Consider the following 18410-nt stretch of genomic DNA (forward strand, 5'->3'; position numbering starts at 1 on the left):
CTAATAGGCCGCTCCCAGCGTCGGAGCGCCGCAACAATTTGCGGCGGGGGAATACCAGAAATGACGTCGGAATCTATTGCGCATACCGCCGATCCGAGCCCGGCCGACCCGACCCGGCTGCTCGAGCATGCGATCAACAATCTGTCGCTCGGGCTGATCATCTTCGACGCCAAGCGGGAGGTCGTGTTCTGCAACACCCGCTATATGGAAATCTACGGGCTTTCGCCCGAGCAGGTGAAGCCCGGCACGCCGACCGCCAAACTGATCCAGCACCGGCTGAATTTGGGACTCAAGGTCCAAGCAAAGCCCGAGGATTACGTCCGGCAGCGCGTCGAGGGCGCCGTCGTCGCCGACACGACCACACAGGAATTCGCCGACGGCAGGGTCATCGCCTACACGGTTCACCCGATGCCTGGCGGCGGCGGGATGGCCACGCATGAGGACATCACCGGGCGGGAAGAAATCGGCGCCCGCCTGCAGGCGCAAGTCGAGTTGGGCAAGCAGCAGGAAGAGGATTTGCGGATCCGAAATTTCCAGTTCGATACCGCGATCAACAACATGTCGCAGGGACTATGCTTCTTCGACGCCTCCCATCGGTTGATCGTGTGCAACGACCGCTACATCGACATGTATGATCTGCCGCGCGACCGCATCGGTCCCGGCACGCCGCTGACCGAGGTCGTCGATTTGCGGTTTGAGGCCGGCAGCTTTCCTGCGATGTCGCGCGATGAATATCTGCACTGGCGCACCAATGTTGCGATATCCAACGAGCCGACCGACAGCATCGTCGAACTCCGTAACGGGCGCACCTTCAAGATCAGGCATCGGCCGATGCCCGACGGCGGCTGGGTTGCGACCCACGAGGACATCACCGAGCAGCGGCAGTCCGAGGTCAAGATCGAATATATGGCCCACCACGACGCGCTCACCCACCTCGCCAATCGGGTGCTGTTGAACGAGCGGCTGGAGCAGGCGCTGGGCCGCCGCATCCATCGCGAGCAGATGGTCGCGGTTCACCATCTCGACCTCGATCAGTTCAAGGCCGTCAACGACACCTTCGGCCATCCCGCCGGCGACAAGCTGCTGAAGATCGTCGCCGAGCGCCTGCGCGCCCTGGTCGGGGAGACCGACACCATCGCGCGGATGGGCGGCGACGAATTCGTTATCGTGCAGGCGCCGATTGCCGATCCGGCCGACGCGACCGCGCTGGCGCTCCTCATTATTGCCTCGATGAGCGAACCCTTCGAGCTGGACGGCCATCAGGCCGTGATCGGTGCCAGCATCGGCATTGCGGTCGGCCCCAACGACGGATTGCGGCCTGATCGATTGCTGCGCAACGCCGATCTTGCGCTATACCGCGCCAAAGGCGATGGGCGCAGCACGTTCCGCTTCTTCGAGCCGGCGATGGATTTGCAGATGCAGACCCGCCGTACCATGGAGCAGGATCTGCGCAAGGCGCTGCCCGGCGGCGAGTTCGAGCTCTACTACCAGCCGGTGGTCAATTTGGCGAGCAACGAGATCAGCGGCTTCGAGGCGCTGATCCGCTGGAACCATCCGAAACAGGGAATGATTGCGCCGGCCTCGTTCATTCCGCTGGCCGAAGAGATCGGCTTTATCGTCCCGGTGGGCGAGTGGGTGATCCGGCAGGCCTGCGTCACCGCGGCGGCGTGGCCGGAGCATCTTCATGTCGCGGTCAATATTTCAGCCGCCCAATTCCGCAGCCCCGGCCTGATGCAGGTGATCGTGGGGGCGCTCGCAGCCTCCGGCCTGTCGCCGACCCGGCTCGAGATCGAAATCACCGAAACCGTGCTGTTGCAGAACAGGGAAGCGACGCTTTCCGTGCTTCACCAATTGCGGGCGCTCGGCATCCGGATCGCGATGGACGATTTCGGTACCGGCTATTCCTCGCTGACCTATTTGCAGTGTTTTCCGTTCGACAAGATCAAGATCGATCGCTCCTTCGTCAAGGACATCACGGAAAACGCCGGCTCGCTCAACATCGTCCGCGCGGTGGCGGCGCTCGCCAGTGGCATGGGCATGACGGCGACCGCCGAAGGCGTCGAAACCTCGGAACAGCTCGACACGATCACGTCCGAAGGCTGCACCGAGATGCAGGGCTATTTGTTCAGCCGGCCGCTTCCCGTGGCCGAGATCGAGCGGCTGTTCCTCTCGCGGCGCGAGACGCCCGGCCGTATTGTCGCGGCGTGATTAAGCCACGCCGTCATTCCGGGATGGTCCGAAGGACCAGACCCGGAATGACGGTGTGCTCAAAACTCCTTCGCGATCGTGGCCAGCATCTCGAGCAGCGCAGCGCGGTTGGCCGGGCCCAAGAGTTCGTTGAGACGCGCTTCATGCTTGGCGGCGACCAGCTTCTTGGCGCGCGCCAGCACCGCTCTCCCTTTGTCGGTCAAGACCAGGATGTGGGAGCGGCGATCGTTGGTCGAACGCATCCGCGTGCAGAGGTCGCGGCTCTCCAGGCCGTCGAGCATCGCGACGAAATTCGGCCGGAGGATGCCGAGCGTGTTGGCGATCTCGGTCTGGTTGCGCCCGGGATTTTTGTCGAGCAATAGCAGCACGGAAAACTGCGCCGGTGTCAGTTGCAGCGGCTCGACGCAGCGCAGAAAATCCTCGAACACTTTCAATTGCGCACGCTTGAGCGAATAGCCCAACAGCTCCGACAACTCCCCGAGCTGCAGCGCCGTGCCTTCCGCCGCCCCCTCGGCAGGCTCCTTGCGGGCGGGGCGGGACGTCTTGCCGCTTTCCTTGGCGGTTTCGACCGCAGCTGTCTTGGAAACAGTCATCGCTCGATGCTCGTAATCCCGGTAGGCTGCAAGCGGCCGAGGCCGAAATTGTCCGGCCCTTGAGGTTATATTTAATAATTGTTATACACTATATCAAATACCCACGGCGTTTTTCAACTGCTGTGATCGGGCCTTCCGGGGGGCATCCCAAGCCGCTTCCGGCCCGAGGTGTGAGGGGGAGCGTCCGATCTTGAACACGACGATCATGCTGTTCCTGCTGCAGGACGGCATTACCAACGGCGCGATCTATGCATTGCTCGGCCTGGCGCTGGTGCTGGTGTTCGCCGTGACCCGGGTAATCCTGATCCCGCAGGGTGAGTTCGTCACCTATGGCGCGCTGACCTATGCCTCGCTGTCCTCCGGCCAAATGCCCGGTACCGCCCGGCTGGCGGTGGCGATGGGCGTCGTCGCGTTCGGCCTCGATCTGTACGCCGGCCGCCGAGCGCTGCACCTCGCGCTTGTCGGGCGCGCCTTCGCGGTCAATATCGTTTTGCCCGCGCTCATCTTCGCGATCACTTCCTGGCTCGCCGGCCGCCATCCGCCGGCCGGCGTCTGCATCGCGCTGTCGCTTTTAATCGTCGCCTCGATCGGGCTGTTTCTCTATCGCATCGCGTTTCAGCCGATTGCCCACACCTCGGTGCTGGTGCTGTTGATCGCCTCGGTCGGCTGCCATCTTGCGATGCAAGGATTTGGATTGGTATTTTTCGGCGCTGAAGGCCAGCGCGGGCCGACCATTGCGGATACCGCCTTGACGGTCGGCCCGCTGCGTTTCACCGGCCAGAGCCTCGCCGTCTACGGCATCACCATTGCCTTCATTATCGCCCTGTGGCTGTTCTTCGGCCTGTCACTGTACGGCAAGGCGCTGCGCGCGACCGCCGTCAATCGGCTCGGCGCGCGGCTGGTCGGCATAAGGACCACGCTGTCGGGACAGATCGCGTTCCTGCTGGCATCGGTGATCGGGGCGATTTCGGGGATCCTGATCGTACCGATCACGACGCTCTATTACGACACCGGATTCCTGATCGGGCTGAAAGGCTTTATCGCCGCGATCATCGGCGGCCTCGTCAGCTATCCCTTGACCGCGATCGCGGCGCTGGTGGTTGGATCGGTCGAGGCCTTTTCCTCGTTCTATGCCAGTAACTTCAAGGAGGTTATCGTTTTCACGCTGATCCTTCCGGTCCTCTTGCTGCGGTCGCTGGCGGCGCCCGCGGTCGAGGAAGAGAAGGATTGACCGCGATGCCGCAGCGGCTGCCCATCATCCTGTTTGCGCTCGTCATGGCGGCGATCCCCTTCATCCCGGACATGCCGCCGTTCTGGATCGTGCTGTTGGACAATATCGGCCTGTCGGCGCTGGTGGCGATGGGGCTCGTGCTTCTGACGGGCGTGGGCGGTCTCACCTCATTCGGCCAGGCAGCGTTTTGCGGGTTTGGCGCCTATACCACGGCGGTGTTGACGACGGCCTATGGAATGTCGCCATGGCTGACGCTGCCGGCCTCGCTTCTGGTGAGCGGCCTTGCCGCGGTCCTGCTCGGCCTCGTCACGGTGCGATTGTCCGGCCATTATTTGCCGCTCGGCACCATCGCCTGGGGCCTCGGGCTTTTCTATCTGTTCAGCAAGCTCGAATTTTTGGGCCGCAATGACGGCATCTCGGCGATCCCGCCGCTCTCGATCGGCTCCTTCAAAATGATCGACCCCGGAGCGATCTATTTTGCCATCTGGATCGCGGTGCTGCTCGCGGCGCTGCTGACGATGAACCTCTTGGATTCCCGCACCGGCCGCGCCATCCGCGCGCTGCGGCGCGGGCATATCGCCGCCGAAGCGTTCGGCGTGCAGACGCCGCGCGCCAAACTCCTGGTGTTCATCTACGCCGCGGTGCTGGCGGGCCTTTCCGGCTGGCTCTACGCCCATTTCCAGCGCGCCACCAATCCGACGCCGTTCGGCGCGCAGGCGGGCATCGAATATCTCTTTGTCGCGGTGGTCGGCGGCGCCGGCTATGTCTGGGGCGGCGTGCTGGGCGCGGCCATCGTCGTCATCCTGAAGGAAATTCTTCAGAGCTATTTACCCTATGTGTTCGGAGGCCAGGGCCAGCTCGAGACCATCGTGTTCGGCATCCTGCTGGTGCTCTTGTTGCAACTTGCGCCGACCGGGGTCTGGCCCTGGCTGGTGGCGCGACTGCCGTTCAAACCAAGCCGCAAGCGTCCCGATACTTCGCTGCCATTGCCACCGCGGCCAAAGCCGCCGGCCTCTGTTGGCGTGCTGCTGCAGATCGACAATGCCCGAAAACAGTTCGGCGGCGTGGTCGCGGTCAACGATGTCTCCTTCGACGTCCAGGCCCGCGAGATCGTGGCGTTGATCGGGCCGAACGGCGCCGGCAAGAGCACGACTTTTAATCTCATCACCGGCGTGCTTCGCCCGACCGGCGGCAGCATCTCGATTCTCGGCAACAAGTTCGGTCATGCGCGACCACAACAGGTGGCAAAACTCGGGATCTCCAGGACCTTTCAGCATGTGAAACTGGTGCCGGACATGACGGTGTTGGAAAACGTCGCGATCGGCGCGCATCTGCGCGGCCGCGCCGGAGCGCTCGCCAGCATGTTCCGGCTTGACCGGACTGATGAGGCCAGGCTGCTGGCGGAAGCCGCGCGTCAGATCGAGCGCGTCGGGCTCGGCGACCAGATCGATGCGCTGGCGGGCTCGCTCTCGCTCGGCCAGCAGCGCATCGTCGAGATCGCGCGTGCGCTGTGCGTCGATCCGATGCTGCTGTTGCTCGACGAACCGGCGGCGGGATTGCGGCATATGGAGAAGCAGCAGCTGGCTGCGCTGCTACGCCAGTTGCGCGACGGCGGCATGTCGGTGCTTCTGGTCGAGCACGACATGGGATTTGTGATGGATCTCGCCGACCGCGTCGTCGTGCTCGACTTCGGCACCAAGATCGCGGAAGGCACGCCCGACGCGATCAAGACCAATCCCGAGGTGATCAAGGCCTATCTCGGAGCGGCGGCATGAGCGCTCTTTTGCAGGTCACCGATGCGCATATCGCCTACGGCAAGGTCGAGGCCGTGCGTTCGGTGTCGCTCGAGGTCGGCGACAACGAGATCGTCACCATCGTTGGCGCCAATGGCGCCGGCAAGACCACGCTGTTGAACGCCGTCATGGGGATCTTGCCGCTGAAGGGCCGCGTGCGCTTTGCCGGCGCCGACCTGGCGCGGCTCGAGATCGAGGACCGCGTGGCGGCGGGCTTGAGCCTCGTGCCGGAACATCGCGAACTATTCTCCACCATGAATGTCGAGGACAATCTGCAGCTCGGCGCGTTCCGGATTGCAAAAGCCACCGCCGCAAAATCCTTTGAGCGCGTCTACACCCTGTTTCCACGGCTGAAGGAGCGGCGCAAGCAATTGGCGGGCACGCTGTCGGGCGGCGAGCAGCAGATGCTGGCGATGGGCCGCGCTTTGATGGGCGCGCCGCGGCTGTTGATGCTGGACGAACCCAGTCTCGGGCTCGCGCCGATCATCGTCGCCGATATTTTCCGCACCATCGCCGAATTGCGCGCCAGCGGCGTGTCGGTGCTCCTGGTCGAGCAGAACGCGCAAGCCGCGCTGCAAATCGCCGACCGCGCCTATGTGATGGAGCTCGGCGAATTCGTGCTCGATGGCCCGGCAAAAGACATCGCCGCCAACGCACGCGTCGTCGCGAGCTATTTGGGATTTCAGCACGAAGGCGCGAGCGCGGTTTAACGCTCACCGGCCGTCATGCCCCGCCACCGGGTCTCGCCTTCGGCGAGCCCGATGACAGGCTCCAGCGGGGCATCCAGTACTCGGCGACGTCGAGATTCTTTCACTGCCGGCGGTGATTACTGGATCATCCGCTTTCGCGGATGATGACAGTGGTGGTGTGGCCTCACTTCGCCAGCACGTATTTCCCATCCTTCACCGTCAAGAGAATGCGCGAGCGGTCGTCGAGGCCGTAGCGGTCTTTGTCGGTGAAGTTGTAGACGCCCTGGCTGGCGGCAATGTCGCGTTCGCTGATCAATGCCTGGCGGATCGCCTCGCGGAATTCCAGCGTGCCGGGTTTTGCGGTTTTCAGCGCGACCGGGACGACGCGTTGGAGCACCAGGAACGCATCGTAGGAATGGCCGGCGAACTGGCTGCGGCTGTTCGCGCCGTATTTTGCCTCGTAGGCCTTGTCGAGCGCGAGGCCGGGCTTTTTCGTCAGCGCGCTGTCGGGCTGATCCTCGGGATCCATCACCGGCCCCGACGCCATCAGCACGCCCTCCGCCGCCGGACCCGCGATGCGAATAAAATCCATGCTGGCGGCGCCGTGGGTCTGGTAGATCAGGCCCTTGTAGCCGCGCGCCCGCAACTCGGTCTGCGGCAGCCCCGCCGCGGTGCCGGAAGCGCCGACAAGAATGGCGTCGGGATTGGCGGCGACGAGCTTCAGCACCTGCCCGGTCACCGACGTGTCCGGCCGCGCAAAACGCTCTTCATCGGCCAGCGTCATGCCCATTGCGACGCCTTGCGACTTGAAATCGTTGAACCAGAGATCGCCGTAGGAATCGGAGTAGCCGATATAGCCGACGGTTTTGACGTTATGCGCCTTCATATGCTCGTACAGCACCTTGCCCATGATCGGGATCGGCTGCGGCATGGTCACCGACCATTTTGCGCGGTCCGGCGTGATCGGGAACGGCGACAGGCCGATATGGGGAATGCCGGCTTCGTTGGCGACATTGGATACCGCAATGGTCGGCGGCGTCGTCGACGAGCCCATGATGATGTCGGCCTTGGACTCCGTGACGAAGCGCCGCGCATTGGTGGTAGCGTTGGTCGGATCGCCGCCGTCGTCAAGCACGATGACCTTTAGCGGTACGCCGGCGATTTCCTTGGTCACGAAATCGAGCGCGTTGCGCTCGGGAATGCCAAGCGCCGCGCCCGGTCCGGTGGTCGTCAGCGTGATGCCGATGGTGATTTCATTGGTCTGTGCCGGCGCGGGCAACGCCGGCAGCGCAACCGACGCCGCAAGCACCGCAGCCGACAGATAAAACCTCTTCATTGGATCCTCCCTTGGAATTGTTGTTCAGTCTCTTTGTTTGAGCATGATCTTTTCGGAAAACCGGTACCCACTTTTCCGGATCATGCTCTAGATCAAAATTCGCTTCGCAATTCAGCCCCTTCTTTAGGCGATGCGCGTCGTTTGGTCACGCTCCCGGCTGATCAGCCCCGCATGAACTTCGCAACGATCTCCTCCGGCACCGCTGCTGATTTCAGCTGCGACGGATCGTCGGGGTGACGGCCGACCAGCACGCGGGTCTCGAACGCCTCGATCGCCAGCGCCTCGCCCTTGAACACCTTGTGGGTCACCTCAAAACTCGATCGCTTAAAGCTTTCGACACGGCTCTCGATCGCGATCCAGTCGCCATGGGTGGATGCGATATGGAATTTCGCCCTTGTATCGACCATGGGAATGCCGACCAGGCCATATTTTTTGATGATGTCCTGCTTGGAAAAACCCGCCGCCTCGAACAGGATCGAGGTCGAATCGTCGAACATCTCGAAATAGCGCGGATAATAAACGATGTTGGCGGGGTCGCAGTCGCCCCACTGGATCTGCACATTCCTGCGGTTGACGAACATGCAACGTGCCTAGCGCGGCGCCATGCGGAGCGCGGCGTCGAGCCGCACAACTTCGCCGTTCAAATAAGGATTGTCGATCATGTGCAGCGCCAGCGAAGCGAACTCGTCGGCGTGCCCGAGCCGGCGCGGGAAAGGTATCGCCGCCGCCAATGAGTCCTGCGCCTCCTGCGGCAGATTGGCCAAAAGCGGGGTGAGGAACAGCCCCGGTGCGATGGTCAGCACGCGAATGCCGAACTGCGCCAGTTCGCGCGCGATCGGCAAGGTCATCGCGACGATGCCGCCCTTTGACGCCGAATAGGCCGACTGTCCGATCTGACCGTCATAGGCCGCAACCGACGCGGTCGAGATCACGACACCGCGCTCGCCGGTCGCAAGTGGCTCCAGTTTTGCCATCTCGGCGGTCGCAAGGCGGAGCATGTTGAACGAGCCGATCAAATTGACTTTTATCACTTTATCGAAATCGGCAAGCGGCATCGGGCCGTCCTTGCCGACCACCCGCTTGGCGACGCCGATGCCGGCGCAATTGATCAAGACCCGCGCCGGGCCATGGGCCTTGGCCGCCGCGGCGACGGCGGCTTCGGCGGAGGCTGCGTCGGAGACGTCGCAGACGATGGCCGTCCCTTTGATCTCGGCGGCGACGCTCTCGGCGAGTTTTGCGTTGAGGTCGCAGACGGCAACTTTTGCACCCTGCGCTGCTAGTCTTCGCGCGGTGGCGGCGCCCAGTCCCGATGCGCCCCCGGTGACGATGGCGGCCTGATCCTTTAACTGCATGATGTCTCTCCCTGGCGGAATTGTTGTTGGGGTTGGCTAAAGCGTTATCACGTGCGCAGGCAGCGTTGGCGAATAAATCTCGTCGATCAGGCCGGCGCGATGATCCAGCACCGCGCGCTGGTTGATCGAGCCCTTGTCGGTGACTTCGCCGCGATCGATCGACAGCGGCGTGCCGAGCAGCACCGCGCGGGTGATCCGTGTCGACGATCCCGTCGCGGTCCCCAGGAATTTTGCAAACCGCTCGCGAAACGCGGATCGAATCAGGGGATCGGAGGCGGTCGCGGCAAGATCGTCGATCGGAAGCGTCGGATTGATCAGGCGGCAGCCGTCGAGATCGAGCACCACCAGCGCCGAAATCTCGTCGCGGTTGATGCCGGCGATCACGACGTCGCGAACCAGCGGCGCGCAGGCCGCGACAAATCGCGCCCGCAGGGGGCCGACGCTGACCCAGGTGCCGCTGGCGAGCTTGAAATCCTCGGCGATGCGGCCGTCGAAATCGAAGCCGGCGCTGAAATCGTCCGAAACGACCGGTTTCAGCGCGTCGCCGAACTTATAAAAGCCTTCCTCGTCGAAGGCCGCGGCGGTCAATTGCGGCTGGCGCCAATAACCCGGTGTGACATTCGGCCCTTTGGCGCGAACCTCGAGCTTGCCGTTGTTGGGAACAAGCTTTGCGTCGTTACCGGACACCGGCAGCCCGACATGGCCGGAGCGGCTGGTGGCAGGTTTTACGGACATGAAGAACGGCGCGGTCTCGGTGGCCCCCAAGCCGGTCAGCATGGGCACGCGGTATCCGGTCTCCTGCGCGCCGAGTTCATCAAGGCTGTTCCAGATAAACGGCGATAGCGCCGCGCCCGAGAAGAACATCGCATGCAGCCTTGCGAAGAATTTTGCGCGCAACGCCTTGTCGTCGCGCAAATAGGGCAGCAGCGATTCATACCCCTTCGGCACGTTGAAATAGACCGTCGGCGAAATCTCGCGCAAGTTACGCACGGTCTCCTCGATGCCGCCGGGCATCGGCTTGCCGGCGTCGAGATACATCGAGCCGCCGTTATAAAGCGTCAGCCCGATGTTGTGATTGCCCCCAAACGTGTGGTTCCACGGCAGCCAATCGACGATCACCGGCGGCTCGTCTTTGAGGAACGCCAGCGTCTCGCGAAGCATCACCTGATTGGCGCAGATCATCCGCTGGGTGTTGATGACAGCCTTGGGATTGCCGGTCGAGCCCGATGTCAGCAGGAATTTTGCGATCGTATCCGGACCGATGGCGTCATGCGCGGCATCAAGGTGCCGATGCTCCGGCGTCGCCAGCAACTCGCCGAGCATCGTCACATCGCGGCCGGGCACGCGGCCGTGCGCGGCCACGATCTCGGTGCCAAGGGAGACATTGGCTTCGAGCGCTTCCGCAAATTTCGTGGCGTCATCGGCGAACACGAGCCCGGGCGTCAACAGCTTCATCAGAAAAGCAAGCTTGCCGTAGTCTTTAGACACCAGCGAATAGGCCGGCGACACCGGGCAGAACGGAATGCCCGCATAGAGCGCACCGAACGCGACCAGCGCGTGGTCGATCGAATTGCCGGAGAGGATCACGACCGGCTTTTCCGCGGAGAGGCCGCGCGCGATCAGGCTCGAGGCAATGCGCCGGCTCGATACCAGCAATTCTCCGTAGGTGATTTGCCGCCAGCCGCCGCTCGCATCGCGCTCCGCCATGAAGACGCGGTTGGGCTCCGCCTTGGCCCAATGATGCAGGCGATCGGTCAATCGAACCGGATACTCGCCGAGCGCCATTTTCGGGCGGAGATAGATCGTGCCGTCGCTGCGGCGGTCGATTGCGACGTCGGGGTCGCCGAACGAGATCGGGCGCAGCGGCGCGTCGCTGCGCGGGGTCGGGACCGACATGTTGGGTTTTGCAATCATGTCAGGTCGGTTTTACCTTGGCGGTCTTGCGATCGAGAAACGCGCGTATCCGAGTTTTGGCCTCTTTGTCGCTCTGCGCCACAGTTGCCATCAGCGACTCCATCAGAAGTCCGGCCTGCGGGTTGGCTTCCGCGATCATCGGCAGCGCCTGCAGCACCGCGAAATTCGTCAGCGGCGCGTTGGTCGCGACCTTTGCGGCGAGCTCCATCGCCTTCGGATAGGCATTTCCTTCCTCGGTGAGATATTGCGTAAAACCGTAAGCCGCGCCCTCGATCGCGGAATAGACCCGTCCCGTGAGCATCATATCCGTCATCCGCGCGACGCCGATCAGCCGCGGCAGCCGCACCGATCCGCCGCCGCCGACGAAAATCCCGCGCTGGCCTTCCGGCAGTGCGAAATAGGCCGACGGTTCGGCGACGCGAATATGCGCCGCGCATGCAAGCTCGAGCCCGCCGCCGATCACCGCGCCTTTCAGCGCCGCGATCACCGGCACGCGGCAATATTGCACGCGGTCAAACACCCGGTGCCACATCTGCGAATGCTGCAGACCTTCGGTCGCATCCTGCTCGGTCAGCTCGGAAAGGTCGAGGCCGGAGGAAAAATGATCGCCGATGCCGTGGATCACCACGGCTCGGATGTCGTCGGGGATGTTCGAGAAGCAATCAGCGATGGCAAGGATAATGCCGTCGTTCAGCGCATTACGCTTGGCCGGGCGGTTGAGGCCAACGGAAAGCACGGGGCCGGAAACCTCGACCTTGAGCAGCGCGGGCTGGCCCGCAGTCGCGGCAGATGCGGCGTTTCCCATCGGTTTATTACGTCCTGTGCAGAATAGTTATAGTTTATAACTATTGCGGGTGGAGTCAATCCTAGACGGACGCGCGGTGCGCCCCCTCTCCCGCTTGCGGGGGAGGGCTGGGGTGGGGGCTCTCTCCGCATTGGAATTCGCGGAGAGAGCCCCCACCCGCCTCGCTTGGCCCGGCACCCTCCCCCGCAAGCGGGAGAGGGAGGAATCGCCGGGACGATTCGCGGAGAGATTCGGCGGATCCTCACAACACCTGATGCACCGCGATCTCGACGCGGTCGGGGTGCCTTGCGCCGACGCCGATGAACAGGTTTTCCATCAGCCAGCGGTATTTTTCGGCACCCGTTTCGAATCTCGGCACCGAGCGGAAATAAATCAAAGCGGGATCGACCGTTTCGCCTTTTGCAATCCGGTCCAGAAGCTCCTTCGGACCAAAGCGGATGCCGATATTTTCGATGTAGACGATGGCGCCGTCGTCCAGCTCGAAAGCGTACTTTGCCTCGAGCTCGGTAAAACCGTTCGGACGAATGGTCTGGAAATCCGCGCCGACCGGAAAGATTTTTCCCTGGATGCCCTCGCCGAAAACCTCGCCGCCGAGGATCGGAATGATCCGCCTGATACCATGGCCGTGATCGCCGGCAACGATTGGGGTGCCGACCCTGATCGCGAGGCTGAAGACATATTTGGTTTGAAGCGCAGGGATCATAGAATTCCAAGCCCTCTCTAAATATTTTCCAGTTCGATGGCTTCATCCTTCGAGACGCATCGCTTCGCGATGCTCCTCAGGATGAGGTGTTAGACCCTCATGGTGAGGAGCGCGGCAAAGCCGCGCGTCTCGAACCATGTGGCCCCGTTCGATGCCCTATTGAGCCATCATCCGCTGCGGCAGCCAGGTCGCCAGCAGCGGAAATGCAATGAGGATGACGAGCCGGACCAGGTCGGTCAGGACGAACGGGATCACGCCTTTAAAGATCGTGGCAAACGACACGTCCTTGACCACACTCTTGATGACAAAGACGTTCATGCCGACCGGTGGATGGATCAGGCCGAGCTCGACCGTCATCACGATGATGACGCCGAACCAGATCGGGTCGAAGCCGAGATGGGAGATCACGGGGAAGATGATCGGTACCGTCAGGATGATCATCGCCATCGCGTCCATCAGGCAGCCGAGCACCAGATACATCAGCATGATGAGGGCCAGCACGCCGTAGGGGCCGATGCCGAGGCTAGTGAGAAATTCCGTGACCTTCTGTGGGGTCTGCGTCACCGTCAAAAAATATCCGAAGATCAGGGCGCCGATCAGCACCGTGAACACGGCGGCGGCGGTGCGGGTCGCCTGCAGAAGCGAGGCGAGAATCTTTTCCCGGTCCAGCCGTCCGGTGAGCAGGCCGATCAGGAACGCGCCGGTGGCACCGACGCCGCCGGCTTCGGTCGGGGTAAAGCGCGGCAGGAACGGCAGGCCGTACAGCCCGCCGATGACGAACACGAACAGCAGCACCGGCGCCCAGATCTGCTTCAGCCCCGCAAAACGTTCGGGCCAGGTGGTGTGCGTTCCCTTTGGCAAAAAGCCCGGCCGGAAGTAACCGATCAGCGCGATGGTGATCATGTACATGGTCATCGCAAGCAGGCCGGGAATGATGCCGGCGATGAACAGTTTGCCGATGTCCTGCTCGGTGATGATGCCGTAGACCGCGAGTACGGTCGACGGCGGCAGCATGGCGCCCAGCGTGCCGCCGGCCGCAATCACGCCGGTGGCAAAGGATTGCGGATAGCCGAAGCGGCGCATTTCAGGATAGGCCACGGCCGAAAAGGTCGCGGCGGTCGCGACCGATGAGCCGCAGATCGCGGCAAAGCCGCCGCACGCCGCAACCGTGGCAATGCCGAGACCCCCGCGTAAATGTCCGACAAACCCGTTGGCGGCGCGGAACAGTTCGCGGCTCATCCCGGAATTGCTGACGAACGTTCCCATCAAGAGGAACATCGGAATCACGCCAAAGGTGTAGTCGGTCACCGTACGCATCGAGGTCTGGCCGACCAGTTTTAAGGCCGGCGTGCCGCCAACGAGATAAGAGAAGCCGGAGACGCCGACGAGGCCCATCGCCATGCCGACCGGCACGCGCAACAGCATCAGCGTGAACAGCGCGACAAACCCCAGGATGGCGACGGCATCGGTGCTCATGCCGTCTACTCCACGGTCTTGATCTTGGGGTCGTGCATCAGATCGGGATGAAAGATCAGGCGGTACGTACGCACGGCGATCAACAGCACCGCGGAGACGTCGCCGGCCCAGGCCACCGCAAAAAACGGCCAGGTCGGCATGTGCATGTCGAAGGTGAGCACGTTGTCGTTATAGGTGACGCGCACCTTGTCGAACAGCGTCCAGGTCTGCACCGTCACCACAAACAACAGCACCAGCGTCGCGAACACATCGATCATCCGCTGGTATCTTGGGCCGACATTGGCCCAGATCAGGTCGACGGTGATGTGTCCGCCGCGATAGCTGGTGGCGGCGATGCCCCAGAAGATCAAAATCCCGAGCAGCAAGCGCCCGATATCGAAGGAGTCCGGGATCGCATAGTTCAGCGTGTTGCGCAGCAGGACCGAGATGAAAACATCGAGCGCGACGATGCCGACGAAGCCGGCCGCGATCCATTCGATCGTGTCTATGAAGCGGTCCATCGAAGCGCGCTGCATTTCTCCCCCTTGAAAGCGTTTGCGCGGTGAAAACGGCGGCGGGAGATTTTCCCGCCGCCGCTCTTGAGGCGTCAGTGACGCGTGATTACTGCGTCAAGGCGTTATATTTGGCGAGCGACGCCTTCAACTCCGCCATCGCCGCGTCCGGATCGACGCCTTTGGCCTTGACGCCATCGGCCCAGGTCTTGACCAGTGGCTCGGCGGCCTTCTTCCACTGTGCAAGCTGGTCCGGTGTCAGCGTATAGACTTCCTGGCCGGGCTCGGCCTTCACCTTGTCGACGCCCGCGTCCTCGAACTTGCCCCAGGGTTCGCCGACGCGGCCGGCCGCCTCGGTATTGCAGTTGTCGTCAATCGCCTTCTTCTGGCGGTCCGACATCTCATTGTACTTGTCCTTGTTCATCACGAAGGCGAAGGTCGTGACATAGAGCGGCGCGTCCATGTGATACTTGGTCACCTTGTCGACGCCAAACAGCACCAGCGACCCCCAGGGGAAGGTAACGCCGTCGGCGACGCCGCGCTCGATGATGTCGCGCACTTCCGGCGCCGAGGACTGCACATTGGTGCCGCCGAGCAGCGTCACGAAATTCCCCATCGTGGCATGCGCAGGCCGGATCCTCAGGCCCTTGATGTCCTCGGGCACCACGATCTTCTTGGTGCGTGAGTGGAACGATGACGGCGAATGGATGAAGGCAAGGCAGAACTTGACGTCCTTCATCTCCTTCTCCGCATACTTGCGATACCAGGCGTCCAGCCCCTCGGAGCCGCCCTTGGCATCCGACATCAGGAATGGAAGCTCGCCGGCGCCGATGATCGGGAAGACGCCGGGATCGTAGCCGGGATTGACGTAGGTGACGTCGGCGATGCCGTCGCGCGCCATGTTGTAATGGTCTTTTGCCTTACCGAGTTGTTGCGCCGGAAACACCTTGTACTTGATGGTGCCGCCTGAGGCCTTCTCAACCGCGGCGCCCCAGTCTTCCATCGCCTTCTGCAGCGGATGGGAGGCCGGCACCCAGTGCGAAATCTTCAGCTCGAAGGTTTTTTCCTGCGCGAATGCGGGCGTCACGCTCAACGCCAGCGCTAACGCCAATAGATTCTTCCTCATCGACATCCTCTCCCTCCTGGCACAGGCTTTCAGTGGCCCTTTGCAGATATTGTTATATGATATAATTATCATTGCAAGTCGGCGGCCGCGACCGCAGCTCAGGTTGAAGCCTATAACACCGGAGGGAGCAAGTATTGCGGACAAAAGTAGCAATCATCGGCGCAGGCCCCGCGGGATTGCTGCTGGGCCAACTGCTTCACTCTTACGGGATCGACAATTTCATTCTGGAACGCCAGACGCCGGACTATGTGCTCGGCCGCATCCGCGCCGGCCTTTTGGAAGAAGGCACGGTGGCGCTGCTCGACGAAGTCGGCGCCGGCGTGCGCGCCCATCGCGAGGGACTGGTGCATGACGGCATCGAGCTCGCGTTCGGCGGGAGCCGCCATCGCATCGACATGAAGGCGGCGACCGGCAAGACCGTGATGATCTACGGCCAGACAGAAGTGACGCTCGATTTGATGAATGCGCGGAAGGCCGCCGGCCTGACCACGGTTTACCAAGCGGCCGACGTCAAGCCGCACGACTTCGACACCGATCACCCGCGTGTCACTTACGTCAAGGACAGCATCACCTACGAACTCGACTGCGATTTCATCGCGGGCTGCGACGGTTTTCATGGCGTCAGCCGCGCCAGCGTAAAACCTTCGGCGATCGAGACGTTCGAACGGGTCTATCCGTTCGGCTGGCTCGGGATTCTGTCGGAGACGCCGCCAGTCAGCCATGAATTGATCTACTCAAATCATGCGCGAGGCTTTGCGCTGTGCACCATGCGCTCGATGCACCGCAGCCGTTACTACGTGCAGTGTCCGCTCGACGATCATATCGATCAATGGCCTGACGACCGGTTCTGGGATGAATTGAAGCGGCGGCTCGACCAGAAGGCGGTCGACAGTCTCGTCACCGGGCCGTCGATCGAAAAGAGCATCGCGCCCTTACGCAGTTTCGTCGCCGAGCCGATGCGGTTCGGGCGGATGTTTCTGGCCGGCGACGCCGCGCACATCGTGCCGCCGACCGGCGCCAAAGGATTAAACCTCGCCGCGAGCGACGTGCACTATCTCTCGAGCGCGTTGCGCGAATATTACGACGAGAAATCTTCCGCCGGGATCGATGGCTATTCCGCAAGAGCACTGGCGCGGGTCTGGAAGGCGGTGCGCTTCTCCTGGTGGATGACATCCATGCTGCATCGCTTTCCCGACACCGAAGGTTTTGGCGCGAAGATTCAGTTGGCTGAATTGAATTATCTCGTGGGTTCGAAGGCGGCGACGGCATCGCTGTCGGAGAATTATGTCGGGTTGCCGTATTAAGGTGCTCGCGCGACACACGACCCTCGTGGTGAGGAGCGCGTCTTCGCGCGTCTCGAACCATGAGGCCCGCGGACCATCCTTCGAGACGCGGCGAAGACGCCGCTCCTCAGGATGAGGGCGGAGTTTGTTGCTGGATGAGGGCGGTCATACCATGCTCACACTCTACTTCGCGCCAGGCTCGAGTTCGATGGCCGTGCACATCGCGCTGCACGAAATTGGGGTGCCGTTCGAAGCAAAGCGGATGTCGTTCAAGGGCAACGACATGAGCTCACCGGATTATCTTGCACTCAACCCGGAAGGCAAAGTCCCGACGCTCCTCGTCGACGGACGCCCGCTCACCGAGGTCGCGGCGATCCTCTATTATCTCGCAAAGCGTTTTCCGGAATCTGCGCTACTGCCGCGCGACGATATCGAGGCCGACGCGCAGGCGCTGTCATGGATGTCGTTTGCCGCCTCCACGCTTCACCCGGCGCGACGGCGTGGGCTGGATCATGCCAGGGAAGTCTGGGGAATTGCCGATCGGCGGCTGGGCAGCGGCTGGGCGCTGCAAGATTATTCGATCGCCGACATCCATCTATTTCGGCTGTATTGGCGGTTCGCTAATTCGCTGAAGCCCGCACCCGAAATCTTTCCCAACCTCACCGCGCATTATGCACGCATGATGGCAAGGCCCGCGGTGCAGAAGACGATCGAAGTCGAATCCGCGATTGGGTATGAACTGCCGGCGTAATTGTCGTCACACCGTCGTCATACCCCGCGAAAGCGGGGTATCCAGTACGCTGCGGCCTATCGTTCCTATCGCAAACGTCTCTGGAATACTGGATCACCCGCTTTCGCAGGTGATAACGACCGGGGCTGTTTAAAACTTTGTATGCGGTGCATTTCGCGATGAGATCGCGTTCAATGGCAGCGACGATCGCCACCATTCGAGCGCTGCATATGACTGACACCGATATCCCCGCAGGCTTCGAGCCGCATTTCCGCAAAAGCCCGTTCACCGATCCCTGGGAACCCTTGTATTCGATGCGGTCCGATAAAGCCGTCATCATGGGATTGCGTCTGGCAAAACCGCATACCAATGCCCGCGGGCTGATTCACGGCGGGCTGATCGCATCGCTTGCCGACAACGCGATGGGCCATAGCTGCGGGCAGGTCGCTCGCCTGGGCGCTGCATCCTCGCTGGTGACGATCGGGCTCGCCGTCGATTTCGTCGGCTCCGCGCAGCTTGGGCAATGGCTCGCGGTCGAGCCGGAGGTGATCAGGACCGGCAGCACCATCTGCTTCGCGCAATGTCTCATCAAGGCCGACGACGCCGTGATCGCCCGCGCCAACGGGACCTTTCGCGTGGTGCCGAAGAAGCCTTAATTCGTTCCGGTGCCCGCATCAATT

17 protein-coding genes are annotated in these 18410 nt (G+C 62.3%); 7 read left to right on the forward strand and 10 right to left on the reverse strand.

What is annotated here, in order from left to right:
• The first annotated feature begins 60 nt into the window (after window positions 1-60).
• Window positions 61-2208: an EAL domain-containing protein gene (locus B5526_RS14380; RefSeq protein WP_079538931.1), complete on the forward strand. Its 2148-nt coding sequence runs from the start codon at window positions 61-63 to the stop codon at window positions 2206-2208.
• A 59-nt stretch (window positions 2209-2267) separates the two neighbouring features.
• Here the strand turns inward: B5526_RS14380 and B5526_RS14385 are convergent, their stop codons facing one another.
• A complete protein-coding gene (locus tag B5526_RS14385; RefSeq protein ID WP_079538933.1) occupies window positions 2268-2801 on the reverse strand; it encodes a MarR family winged helix-turn-helix transcriptional regulator in 534 nt (177 codons plus the stop codon).
• 205 nt (window positions 2802-3006) lie between these two features.
• Between B5526_RS14385 and B5526_RS14390 the strand changes: the two genes are divergently transcribed.
• Genes B5526_RS14390 through B5526_RS14400 form a run of 3 tightly spaced genes read left to right on the forward strand, consistent with a single transcriptional unit; the run spans window position 3007 to window position 6535 of the window.
• Window positions 3007-4032 (forward strand): branched-chain amino acid ABC transporter permease, encoded by a 1026-nt coding sequence (locus B5526_RS14390; RefSeq protein WP_154071706.1) that lies wholly within the window; start codon window positions 3007-3009, stop codon window positions 4030-4032.
• A 5-nt stretch (window positions 4033-4037) separates the two neighbouring features.
• Complete coding sequence (locus B5526_RS14395; RefSeq protein ID WP_079538937.1) at window positions 4038-5807, forward strand: branched-chain amino acid ABC transporter ATP-binding protein/permease; 1770 nt, start codon at window positions 4038-4040, stop codon at window positions 5805-5807.
• The gene (locus tag B5526_RS14400) at window positions 5804-6535 is read left to right on the forward strand and encodes an ABC transporter ATP-binding protein (RefSeq protein ID WP_079538939.1); all 732 of its coding nucleotides are present in this window, start codon (window positions 5804-5806) and stop codon (window positions 6533-6535) included. The genes B5526_RS14395 and B5526_RS14400 overlap by 4 nt, the downstream gene beginning before the upstream one ends.
• 163 nt (window positions 6536-6698) lie before the next feature.
• Here B5526_RS14400 and B5526_RS14405 read toward each other — a convergent pair whose 3' ends face one another.
• From B5526_RS14405 to B5526_RS14445, 9 genes are all read right to left on the reverse strand, one after another.
• The gene (locus tag B5526_RS14405) at window positions 6699-7850 is read right to left on the reverse strand and encodes an ABC transporter substrate-binding protein (protein ID WP_079538941.1); all 1152 of its coding nucleotides are present in this window, start codon (window positions 7848-7850) and stop codon (window positions 6699-6701) included.
• A gap of 161 nt (window positions 7851-8011) precedes the next feature.
• Complete coding sequence (locus tag B5526_RS14410; RefSeq protein ID WP_079538943.1) at window positions 8012-8431, reverse strand: acyl-CoA thioesterase; 420 nt, start codon at window positions 8429-8431, stop codon at window positions 8012-8014.
• 9 nt (window positions 8432-8440) lie between these two features.
• Window positions 8441-9202 (reverse strand): SDR family NAD(P)-dependent oxidoreductase, encoded by a 762-nt coding sequence (locus B5526_RS14415; RefSeq protein ID WP_079538945.1) that lies wholly within the window; start codon window positions 9200-9202, stop codon window positions 8441-8443.
• 36 nt (window positions 9203-9238) lie between these two features.
• Entirely contained in the window at window positions 9239-11098 is a 1860-nt protein-coding gene (locus tag B5526_RS14420) for a feruloyl-CoA synthase (protein WP_433994625.1), read from the reverse strand.
• Between the two features lie 19 nt (window positions 11099-11117).
• Complete coding sequence (locus B5526_RS14425; protein ID WP_079538948.1) at window positions 11118-11921, reverse strand: crotonase/enoyl-CoA hydratase family protein; 804 nt, start codon at window positions 11919-11921, stop codon at window positions 11118-11120.
• Between the two features lie 241 nt (window positions 11922-12162).
• On the reverse strand, window positions 12163-12624 hold the full coding sequence (locus tag B5526_RS14430; protein ID WP_079538949.1) for a DUF3237 domain-containing protein: 462 nt from the start codon (window positions 12622-12624) through the stop codon (window positions 12163-12165).
• 156 nt (window positions 12625-12780) lie between these two features.
• The gene (locus tag B5526_RS14435; protein ID WP_079538950.1) at window positions 12781-14100 is read right to left on the reverse strand and encodes a TRAP transporter large permease; all 1320 of its coding nucleotides are present in this window, start codon (window positions 14098-14100) and stop codon (window positions 12781-12783) included.
• 5 nt (window positions 14101-14105) lie between these two features.
• A complete protein-coding gene (locus B5526_RS14440; protein ID WP_079538952.1) occupies window positions 14106-14615 on the reverse strand; it encodes a TRAP transporter small permease in 510 nt (169 codons plus the stop codon).
• Window positions 14616-14700: 85 nt separating this feature from the next.
• Window positions 14701-15717, reverse strand: coding sequence for a TRAP transporter substrate-binding protein (locus B5526_RS14445; RefSeq protein WP_079538954.1), 1017 nt, complete (start codon window positions 15715-15717; stop codon window positions 14701-14703).
• Window positions 15718-15851: 134 nt separating this feature from the next.
• Here B5526_RS14445 and pobA point away from each other — a divergent pair, with 134 nt between their 5' ends.
• The 3 genes from pobA (at window position 15852) to B5526_RS14460 (ending at window position 18386) form a co-directional block, all read left to right on the forward strand.
• On the forward strand, window positions 15852-17021 hold the full coding sequence (gene pobA / locus B5526_RS14450) for a 4-hydroxybenzoate 3-monooxygenase (RefSeq protein ID WP_079538955.1): 1170 nt from the start codon (window positions 15852-15854) through the stop codon (window positions 17019-17021).
• A 151-nt stretch (window positions 17022-17172) separates the two neighbouring features.
• Window positions 17173-17751 (forward strand): glutathione S-transferase family protein, encoded by a 579-nt coding sequence (locus tag B5526_RS14455; RefSeq protein WP_079538957.1) that lies wholly within the window; start codon window positions 17173-17175, stop codon window positions 17749-17751.
• A 209-nt stretch (window positions 17752-17960) separates the two neighbouring features.
• On the forward strand, window positions 17961-18386 hold the full coding sequence (locus B5526_RS14460; protein ID WP_079545000.1) for a PaaI family thioesterase: 426 nt from the start codon (window positions 17961-17963) through the stop codon (window positions 18384-18386).
• The last annotated feature ends 24 nt before the right edge of the window (window positions 18387-18410 follow it).

The sequence above is a fragment of the Bradyrhizobium lablabi genome (assembly GCF_900141755.1).
GTDB classification, from domain to species: Bacteria; Pseudomonadota; Alphaproteobacteria; order Rhizobiales; family Xanthobacteraceae; genus Bradyrhizobium; species Bradyrhizobium lablabi_A.